Here is a 3367-nt window from a genome sequence, read left to right on the forward strand (position 1 = left end):
TCTGTAATCAGATATTAGGCGCCGGATGCTTGGAAACTTGCTTGTCCGGTTCTGTGGGGGGCTAATTGCGAATATGAAAGTTAAATTATCAATGCACTTTCTAAACCGAGTTAATCTATCCCGATAATATTGAAAATGAAAATAATTTAAATAAATTCGATGCTTTAATGATTTTTATAAATATGTTTGAAAAAATTTTAGAAAAAAGTCAAAATCATATTTTAGTTGCTTTCGATACAAAAGGTAAAACTAAAAAGAAAGAACTTTATTTAGATTATAAAAAAGGTCGCCCTCTTATACCTCAATTGTTGTTAGATCAAATTGTATTAGTGCAAGAGTATTTAAAACTTTCTGGAGTTAAATATCATTATCAAACAGGGGGCGCCAAAGAAGCCTAAATTTCGTACTATTTAACCAATAGTCAGGGCTGATAAACCCTGAAAGGAGATGGTCGGTTTAGTAAACGAAAGAATACTGAATTATAGCAGACCATAAAAGCGGGTTGCGACGAAAGCAAATTAGTCAAGATGATTCCGCCACCGAATAATTCGATGGAGAAGCCTGAGATGGCCTAAGAAGGAAAATGGATGTAATGATAAGACCTGTTACGGAAGTTGCTTAAACGGACAGTCCAGAAGCTATTGATATAAACCTGTTGTATTAGATAGTTTATCAGATAAAGAAAACCTGGAATCAGCCTCTTAACGAGGATACTTCCCCTACAGAATTAAGGTCGAAATTTAGAGTAACTTGGAGAATCCTAAAACTAAGTAATTAAATTTACTAATCCGGAAATAAAAGTCTGGATGGTCAAGGATAAAGAATCTTTTTAGTAGTCGTAAGAGTAAACCTAGATGTGGAATAATCTAGTTAATCGTCTTACCAAGAAGAGAGGTAACAACTCTTATAGGGCGAAAGAAGAAAGTAATTTATTGTTTATTCATTGAGACCGCGGAAGGGATAGGTAAAACCTATATGAATGATTTTAAGTTATTAAAATCGAGACTTCTACGAACGATGAATGAAATTCACGACCAATCTTAAAAAAACACCCATTAAAACAAGAATTTAAATAGGGAATGAACAACTTAGCTAATACCTACCTCGCGTTTCTATTAGATTGCCGCCAATAAAGGGGCAGGAACATCTGGAATCGACGGGAGAATAATAGATGATATGGACTTAAATAAACTAAAGAAATATCACCAAAAATATGTTCATAACCAATATAACCCGAAAACGGTTAAAAGAGTTTATATTCCGAAGGGAAAAGATAAAACTAGACGGCTCTTGGTATCTCAACCATGCAAGCTAGAATCAGAAAAAATAAAAGGTCAAGAATAAGCATTTAACCAGTGGTGACATGAAGTTAAACTCGGAACAGGGATAAATTATGGAAAGCGGTGTGCTTGGAAACTTGCTCGCGCCGTTTGGACGGGGGCTATTGGTAATATTTGATAGAAAAAACAAATCCTATCAAAAAAACGCCGATAATCTATCCGTATTTATGAAGCTGACGATATCATTGGTACTATTGCGCAACAAGCTAGTTCTCATCAAATCGCTACAGATATTTACTCTAGTGATCAAGATTTTTTGCAGTTGATTAACGATTATATTACAATTCGTTTAATAAAAAAAGGTGTAACTACAATTAGTAATTTTGATATAGAATTATTAAATAGAAAATATCAGTTAAAACCTGAACAAATAGTTGATTTCAAAAGTATGGTCGGAGATAATTCTGATAATATTGTAGGAATTCCAGGAATAGGCCCTAAAACTGCTCTTAAATTATTGCATCAATTTAATAATTTAGATAATTTATTGATCAATTTAAAAGAAATTCCTGATAATTTGAGAACCAAAATAGAATCATTTAAAGATAGAATCCATTTAAATCGTTTATTAATAACTATTGATAAAACTGTTCCATTATCGTTTGATTACACACAAACTTACAAAGAAAAAATTAATCTAAATTTATTATTAAATTTTTGTAAAAAATATAATTTAAATCGTTTATATAACAAAAAAATAAAAAACAAATTATAATTTTTAATTATTATAATTTGTTTTTTTTGTTGAATTATATATTTATTGAATTATTTAATATATTTAATTACTATACAATTAAAAATCTTTATATTGATATTTAAATTTACTAATTTTATTTCCAAAATAACAAATTTTTAATTTTTTTTGTTTTTTATCGTTATATTTATATTCGTAATACATGTTATTTGGATATTTAATATGTTTTTCTGGTTTGAAAAAACGAAATATACTTTTGTTAGGTTTTATAAGTTCTTGATATATTTTGTAAATTTTTTGATTTTGTGTATTGTATTTATAAATAAAAACATTTTTATAACAATCGCCATTATAATTGAAATAAAATTTAATTTTTTTTCTTAAGATATTTTGATTATCATACTCATAAATAATTTTAACTTTATCATCTTTATCTGTGATTTTAAATAATTGATTATTATCGTTATAGAAATATTTATTATCTATTTCTTGTTGATCATGTGATTCAGGAACGAAAGGTTCATTATAATGTTTTATAATACGGATAGATTAATTGCGTTTTATTCAGCGATTTATCTTTGCTGTTTTATTTACAATCAGCCCCCGTCCAAACCGGACAAGCAAGTTTCCCAGCATCCGGCTTTCCATAATTTACTCTCTTGCGAGAACTAATTTCTCCTCGCGGTTAATTAGCTATTTATTCTTATTGTTCTTATTCTTTCTGATATCGTGTATTTGTTGATTGGTTACTTTTCGGTGACAATCTTCACACAATACCTTTGTTCTTTTATTCATGATACTTTGGTGGTGCGCATTGCGGACCGTACCAATGTGATGAATTTGTAGTTGAGTTGTTTTATCGCAGTGCTCACAACGTTCCGCTTTTAGACGGTCAATTAGATGAGTACAACCTTGGAATATAAATCTATTAATGGTAATTTCCGGGGTTTCCCTTATAATTACGCATTTTTTTAATTTTGTCCCAAGTGTAAACATTCCATGGTTCGTATTGGGTTTCCCTTTTGTTAATATAAACAATCCCCCAAGTTGAACCAATTTTACATTTCTTTCGAACTTTGACAATTGACGTTTTCCGTTTCCTTGCTAGTGTTTTCAAACAGCTGTATTCAGCTAGATAACTTAAGTGAGTCAAAACACCTAAATTGTTAGCCAAACAAAAGTATTGGATAATTCCTCTAACAATTGTGCTAATGTTTCGTCGTGTTTCACCTTTCCCTTTTTAAACCAATTATATTCATATCCATACTCTTTGGCTTTTGCTTGGGGAATTTGGATTTGAACTTGCCCATTTAAGGAATTCTTGGTAGTTTTC

General features: G+C 30.0%; 2 protein-coding genes and 1 pseudogene. 2 read left to right on the forward strand and 1 reads right to left on the reverse strand.

From position 1 onward, the window contains the following. The first annotated feature begins 128 nt into the window (after positions 1-128). Together NQK76_RS02365 and NQK76_RS02370 are read left to right on the forward strand one after the other, a co-directional pair. A complete protein-coding gene (locus tag NQK76_RS02365) occupies positions 129-398 on the forward strand; it encodes a PIN domain-containing protein (protein WP_255872739.1) in 270 nt (89 codons plus the stop codon). A gap of 1105 nt (positions 399-1503) precedes the next feature. Further along, on the forward strand, positions 1504-2055 hold the full coding sequence (locus NQK76_RS02370) for a 5'-3' exonuclease (protein ID WP_255872740.1): 552 nt from the start codon (positions 1504-1506) through the stop codon (positions 2053-2055). A gap of 672 nt (positions 2056-2727) precedes the next feature. On the opposite strand, the pseudogene NQK76_RS02570 reads toward NQK76_RS02370, so the two are convergent. Beyond that, positions 2728-3367 (reverse strand): annotated as a pseudogene (locus NQK76_RS02570) (group II intron reverse transcriptase/maturase); the annotation flags it as partial.

It is taken from the genome of Candidatus Phytoplasma australasiaticum subsp. ipomoeae, assembly GCF_024425275.1.
In the GTDB taxonomy this organism is placed as follows: Bacteria; Bacillota_I; Bacilli_A; order Acholeplasmatales; family Acholeplasmataceae; genus Phytoplasma; species Phytoplasma australasiaticum.